Raw genomic sequence first — 6,373 nt, forward strand, 5'->3', positions numbered from 1 at the left:
ATTTTAGGTTTTTTCTTGATTTTAGGTTTTTAGAAAGCCCACATATTTCAATAATAGCCACAGAATTTTTAGAGAAAAAGGCATAGGTTATAAACTGCTGAGGCTATAGAAGATGGTACAAAACTACCCCCTGTACCAGAAGAATTGGGGGCGGTGGTGAATGATGTTGATGAGTTTATTCCTTTGCTTTAATAAGATGAATGAAGGCAAAAATTAGGTAACTTTGGGGAGCGTGTAGTTGAAGATATGTTGCGTAAAGATGGGGGCGACAATTTTTATAACATGCAAAACAATTCTGGTAATGGTGTTGATATTGTTGCCAAGGATAAAAACGCTACTACAAATATGATAGATAAGCTTTATGCATACCGTTTTGAGATTTTCTTTTTTAGCCAGATAACTATTCTTTTTGGGTCGTTGGTCTTTCCTTTGATCTTGTTTGAGAATATTGTATCTCCAATCTTATTTTTAATCAACCTTATGGCAGGAATTTTATTACTGTCAAAAAATAAAAAAGCAGCCCTGTTTTTTTGTGGGTTATTGGTTGTGACAGGCGTTTCTATTGGATCTTATTTACTAGATGATCCATCTTATGAGCGGGTTTTCAATTTTATAAAAATGGGAAGCTACTTTTTATTTTATGTGGTGGTTACTTTTGAAATTATCAAACAAGTTTGGCAAGCAGAATTAGTAAATAAAAATGTGATTTTGGGGCTAATAAGTGGTTATATCTCGTTGGGACTCATTGGTTTTTTTATTTGTTTAAGTATAGAGATGACACATCATGGTTCATTTGCAGGGATAATTATAGACCCCTCTAATCCCGAAACAATAACTCAGGAATTGATGTATTATAGTTATATTACCATTTTGACCATTGGTTATGGTGATATACTACCAGTAACAGATTTGGCAAAAAAGGCAGCAATACTTATAGGGCTAGTAGGACAATTTTATATGATGATTATAACAGCAATTGTTGTAGGTAAATATATAAATCAGCTATATGGTATTAAAAAGTAGTTTTGTGTTCTACAAGTGTTTTATTAGAATATAATTATAAAGAACCTTATTTTCTGTTACTTTGTAGCAGAGATATACATTTGTATTTTTGACCTATCATTATATGAACTTTGAAACTCAAATATTATTCTTATTTAGTGCTTTAGGAGCGTTTAATGGGTTTGTGTTAAGCATTTTTTTTGCTTTTTTTTCTAAACTGAAACATCCTTCAAATTATTTTCTGGGAGCCCTTTTATTTGTCGTCAGCATTAGAATTATAAAATCTGTTTTTCTGTATTTTAATTCTAATTTATCAGGAGTATTTGTTCAAATAGGAATCTCTGCCTGTGTCTTAATAGGGCCATTACTATACTTGTATATACATACAATGATCAAAGAAAGAGGTACAAAAAAATGGGGGTATCATATTATTCCTTTTTTGTTGGTAATTGGTGTATTAGGGATCATATATCCATATTGGCCCAATAGAACTCTATGGTCAAAATACCTGATCAAAGGGATTTATTTTCAATGGTTATTATATATAATACTATCGGGGATATTACTGAAAGATGTTTTAAAAGGTATATTAACTAAAGAAAGAAAAACCAAAGAAGAGAATATATGGATGGTAAGTATTTTTCTAGGGGTTTTTATCATTTGGATAGCATATAATACCACCTCATATACATCGTATATCGCTGGTGCTTTATCATTCTCATTTGTTTTTTACTTATTAATATTATTGTGGTTTTTTAAGAAGAAAAAAGAAACCTCTTTTTTGGGGAGGCAGGTCAAATATGCCAATAAAAAAATAGACGAATCAGAAGCAGAAGTGATCAAGCGAAAGCTAGAAGAAACAATAAGAGATAAAAAGATGTTCAAAAACCCCAATCTCAAATTAATTGATCTAGCCAATGAGATTGATATAGTACCACATCAACTATCTCAATTTTTAAATGATAATTTAGGCAAAAGTTTTTCTTTGTTTATAAACGAATATAGAATTCAGGAAGCCAAACGTCTTTTGGTAGAAGAAACAAAATACACTACAGAAGCTATAGGATATGAATGTGGCTTTAATTCTAAATCTACATTTTTTACAACCTTTAAAAAAATTGTAGGAACAACCCCAGCTACATATAAGAAATAATCTTTTTTTAGCTATAAGAACTTTGTTTATAAGTATTTAGCTCTGTAAATACAGGTAGAAATCTATAGAAGAGAGATTGGCGATCTGCACAATGTTTTATAGAAAATGGTTCAGAATTATAAATCAGTACTTCTAATTTATAAATAGAAAGCCTTTTTTACTGCAATTATAAGATATTGCAGTAAAACTTTTTAGAATGCTAAAAATTAGATGTTTACTATTAGTTGTTTTTCTATGGATGAGTTATACTGTTTCATGCCAAGAAAGCAATACAAAAAACAATAAAATACTCTTTGTTGTATCCAATCAACATACATATGGAACTACGACGATGAATACCGCTAATCATTTTGCTGAGATTGTAGAAGCATACCATGTATTCGTGAACTCAGGATATAAAGTGGATTTTGTAAGTCCAGAAGGAGGAGCAGTTCCTATTGGATATATAAAAACATCAGATAGCATTCAGAAAAAATATATTTATGATGCTACATTCATGAATTTACTTAAAAAAACATTCAAACCAGAAGGTATTCAAGCATCAAATTATAAAGCTGTTTATTACAGCGGAGGGGGAGCAGCAATGTTTGGTGTTCCAGAAAATGAAATGATTCAAAATATTTCAACTCATATCTACCAAAACAATGGAATCATATCAGCCATTTGTCATGGAACCGCAGGGATTGTGAATCTAAAAATGAAAGACGGTACCTACTTATACCAAGGAAAACAAGTAAATGGCTACCCTGATATTTTTGAAAACAAAGAGAAAGCCTATTATAAAACATTTCCCTTTTCTATAGAAGAAACAATTAATAAGAATGGCGGGAATTTTATGTATTCAAAAAACGGATGGGATAAACATTACATCATAGACGGGAGATTGATAACAGGGCAAGATCCTACTGCATCAGCCTCTGTAGCACTGCAAGTGGTCAAAATGCTGAAAAAAAATAACTTGTAGTATGATGATTGTATAAAAATACGCCTATGTACAGAAATTATTCGCTTATGCATTTTTATTTGGGGTATGGGTGAATAAGGAAATACATTTATGAATATACTTAAAAAAATATTGAACCCGGAACACATTCAAACATCAAATTATAAGGCTGTTTATTACAGAAGAGGGGGGAAGCAGCAATGTTTGGTGTTCCGGAAAATAAAACGACTCAGAATATTTTGAACTCAGAACTATAAAACAATGAGATAAACATTATACCGTAGACAAGAAATTGATAACAAGTCAAGACCCTATTGATATCAAAATTTATAGCTCTACAAATTGTCAAAATGTAGCAAAAACAAATTGTATGATAAAAAGTCAGATTACCCCTATACTATTTATTATCTTATTATTGGCAACTGTGTGTAGTCACAGTTGCCAACCACAAACAGAGAAGGAATTACTCAACACATCAATAAAAGAAAATGCTAGAAAGTTACTAGAAGATTATAGACTTAATGCTGTATCTATAGCAGTATATGCTAATGGAGTTGGTTATACAGAACATTTTGGTGAATTAGATAAAGGAAAAGCTAATAGCCCTACCAATGAAACACTCTATGAGGTTGCATCGGTAACCAAAACAATGACAGGATATTTGGTAGCCAAAGCGGTTACAGAGGCTAAGCTAAAATTGACAGACCCTATCACCAAGTATATGGGAAACGCATATCAACATCTCTCATACAACAAAAAACCAATTACAATTCAAGATTTATTAACACATACTAGTGGGTTACCTCTAAACATAGAAGGAGTTGATGAACTATATATAAATCCATCCCGTAGCTCATATACAAAAGCACAAGAATTACTCACATATTATCCCAAAGACTCATTGTTGAATACACTAAAAAAAATAAAACTTGAGTATTTACCAGGAACGCAGTATTCATATTCAAATGTAGCCCCCAATGTATTAGCACATATTTTGGAGGTAGTATATAAAAAACCTTTTGATGATGTATTGCAAGAGTACCTTTTTGAGCCTGCAATGATGGATAATACAAAGATCAATCTTACAAATGAAGAGCAGGAGCTTTTGGCAAACGGGCATAATGCAAAAGGAGAAGTAATGCCCAATTTCAAAAAACCAATCAAATTATGGGGAGCAGCAGGCAGGGCAAAATCAAATGCTACAGATATGTTGAATTATATAAAATTTCAATTAAACGATCAAAACCCTGTAGTCAAAGAATCTCATACCAAACTATTTAGAGATTTAGAAAATTTATGGATTGGTTATTTCTGGGAAATATTAGAAGATAAAGACGGGATGCATATAGAACATCATGGCGGTATTTACGGAACCCAAAACTGGCTAATTATATATCCTGAACATGATTTTGGAATTTCGGTAATAGCAAATTCAAGTTTCCCCGAAGCCAATCGATTATTGAAACAAACGGCATTACATATTTTTAAAGATTTTAAAAACAACTATTAATTATAAATAATAATCTGATAATGAGTAAAATAATTTTCACCCTAGCAATGTATATAACTAGTATGGCATTTGGTATCGCACAGGATTCAGACTACAGTCTCGTAGAAAAAACAGTGTCTTATTATTTAGATGGAGGAACCAATAATGACTTTGAAACTTTAAAAAAGGCATTTCATAAAGATGCTACGATGAAGTTTATCTCAAAAGGAGTATACAAAGAAGTGAATGCGCTTGATTTTTTTGAAAAAGTAATAAAGCCAGGGCCAAAAAATGATAGAAAAACAAAGATTGCTTATATCAATGTAGCAGGTAATACAGCAAGCGCAAAATTAGAAATAGAATATCCAACATTTATGTTTATAGACTATATGAACCTGTTAAAAATAGATGGAGAATGGAAAGTTGTAAGTAAAATTTTTTATAGAAAAGCTGGATAAAATATAATGAAGAGGAAAACTAATAGCTACAAGACCGTATTTTTTTGTGTAGTCATCAATACATTTATTTCTGGATGTGTACAAAAAAACGAGACTTCTAATGAAATTGAACTCACTCAGGAATCTATAGTAGAAAAAGAAATTGACAAAGTACTAAACATACAATTTCAAAAAGGAAAACTTAATGGGAATATCTTAGTCTTAAAAAATAAAAAAATACTTTATGAGCGATCATTTGGCTATTCAGATGGTACAAAAAAGACAGTATTAACCAAAGATTATCGTTTTAATATTGGTTCTGTTTATAAAGAATTTCCTGCTGTAGCAATCATGCAATTGCAAGAAAAAAAACTGTTGGAATTGGATGATAAAATAAAAAAATATTTACCATATCTACCAGAATGGTCCTCCAAAATAACCATAAAACACTTGTTACAGTATTCTAGTGGATTACCCAAGGTAAAATGGGGTGATTATTTTCGTAAAAATATAAGCATGAGTAACGAAGATGTTTTTAGAGATATTCAAAAAATAAAAAAGCTGGAGTTTGAGCCTGGAACGGATTATTTATATACAAATAACAGTCCAATTCTATTGATGAATATAGTTGAGAAAATCACACAACAGAGTTTTGAAAATTACGCAACCAAAAACCTGTTTATTCCTTATGGATTAGAGCATACACTTATTAAAGATCAGTACCCGTATACAGATAAAGAATTAATGGCAATCCCTTTTAATGCTGAGTTTAATGAAGATACTTATAAAGTATCAGTAACAAGTGTATTGTTTAGCTCAACAACAAAGGATATGTATCATTGGTTCAAAAACTTAGATGCTTTTAATATTATTACTAAAAAATCAGTACAATTTCTCTCTGAAACCGTAAAAGAAGGAGATGATATAGAATCTCCTCTAGGGCTAGGAGAGTGGAAGAACGATAAAATTATAGAACATTCTCATCAAGGATCGACAGCCAATTATGAATGTTTAATACGTAGGTTTAAACAAGATGATTTTACAATTATCATATTGACAAATCAGAGAAATAAGAATGTATATGATATTTCAGATAGTATTATTAAGGTGATTTCAAGTAATAACAACTCATAAAAAACAATAAGATGAAAGTAATAATAACGGTTTTAATTGTAGTCTTTACCTATACTCATGGATTTTCACAAACCTATATTGGCGATAAAGAAGAGATCAACCAGATTATAGAAAACACTCAAAACTTTTCAAAATATGGGCTTAGTTATGATTTGTATATGTTTTATCTTAGCCTAAATTTTATTTTTGATGATTCCTGAAGATTTCAAAGACTT

The 6,373-nt window shown here is 30.8% G+C and carries 7 protein-coding genes; all 7 read left to right on the forward strand.

Features of this window, described 5'->3' with window-relative positions; genetic code table 11:
- The first annotated feature begins 282 nt into the window (after positions 1-282).
- The 7 genes from CVD18_RS20810 (at position 283) to CVD18_RS20840 (ending at position 6,358) form a co-directional block, all read left to right on the forward strand.
- On the forward strand, positions 283-1,023 hold the full coding sequence (locus CVD18_RS20810) for a potassium channel family protein (RefSeq protein ID WP_158250530.1): 741 nt from the start codon (positions 283-285) through the stop codon (positions 1,021-1,023).
- Positions 1,024-1,126: 103 nt separating this feature from the next.
- A complete protein-coding gene (locus CVD18_RS20815) occupies positions 1,127-2,155 on the forward strand; it encodes a helix-turn-helix domain-containing protein (RefSeq protein WP_103867410.1) in 1,029 nt (342 codons plus the stop codon).
- 196 nt (positions 2,156-2,351) lie between these two features.
- Positions 2,352-3,119, forward strand: a complete 768-nt coding sequence (locus CVD18_RS20820) for a type 1 glutamine amidotransferase domain-containing protein (RefSeq protein ID WP_103867411.1) — start codon at positions 2,352-2,354, stop codon at positions 3,117-3,119.
- A gap of 349 nt (positions 3,120-3,468) precedes the next feature.
- Entirely contained in the window at positions 3,469-4,608 is a 1,140-nt protein-coding gene (locus CVD18_RS20825; RefSeq protein ID WP_146052884.1) for a serine hydrolase, read from the forward strand.
- 20 nt (positions 4,609-4,628) lie between these two features.
- Positions 4,629-5,045, forward strand: a complete 417-nt coding sequence (locus tag CVD18_RS20830) for a nuclear transport factor 2 family protein (RefSeq protein WP_103867413.1) — start codon at positions 4,629-4,631, stop codon at positions 5,043-5,045.
- Positions 5,046-5,051: 6 nt separating this feature from the next.
- Positions 5,052-6,158, forward strand: a complete 1,107-nt coding sequence (locus CVD18_RS20835) for a serine hydrolase (protein WP_103867414.1) — start codon at positions 5,052-5,054, stop codon at positions 6,156-6,158.
- Positions 6,159-6,169: 11 nt separating this feature from the next.
- On the forward strand, positions 6,170-6,358 hold the full coding sequence (locus CVD18_RS20840; protein WP_103867415.1) for a hypothetical protein: 189 nt from the start codon (positions 6,170-6,172) through the stop codon (positions 6,356-6,358).
- Positions 6,359-6,373 lie beyond the last annotated feature (15 nt).

Origin of the sequence: Aquimarina sp. I32.4, assembly GCF_002924285.1 — a bacterium.
Taxonomy (GTDB): Bacteria; Bacteroidota; Bacteroidia; order Flavobacteriales; family Flavobacteriaceae; genus Aquimarina.

What these genes read in the sequence shown, in the direction of transcription:
- CVD18_RS20835 (WP_103867414.1), top strand. Translation starts at nt 5,052, where the DNA reads ATGAAGAGGAAAACTAATAGCTACAAGACCGTATTTTTTTGTGTAGTC.
- CVD18_RS20810 (WP_158250530.1), top strand. Translation starts at nt 283, where the DNA reads ATGCAAAACAATTCTGGTAATGGTGTTGATATTGTTGCCAAGGATAAA.
- CVD18_RS20820 (WP_103867411.1), top strand. Translation starts at nt 2,352, where the DNA reads ATGCTAAAAATTAGATGTTTACTATTAGTTGTTTTTCTATGGATGAGT.
- CVD18_RS20830 (WP_103867413.1), top strand. Translation starts at nt 4,629, where the DNA reads ATGAGTAAAATAATTTTCACCCTAGCAATGTATATAACTAGTATGGCA.
- CVD18_RS20840 (WP_103867415.1), top strand. Translation starts at nt 6,170, where the DNA reads ATGAAAGTAATAATAACGGTTTTAATTGTAGTCTTTACCTATACTCAT.
- CVD18_RS20825 (WP_146052884.1), top strand. Translation starts at nt 3,469, where the DNA reads ATGATAAAAAGTCAGATTACCCCTATACTATTTATTATCTTATTATTG.
- CVD18_RS20815 (WP_103867410.1), top strand. Translation starts at nt 1,127, where the DNA reads ATGAACTTTGAAACTCAAATATTATTCTTATTTAGTGCTTTAGGAGCG.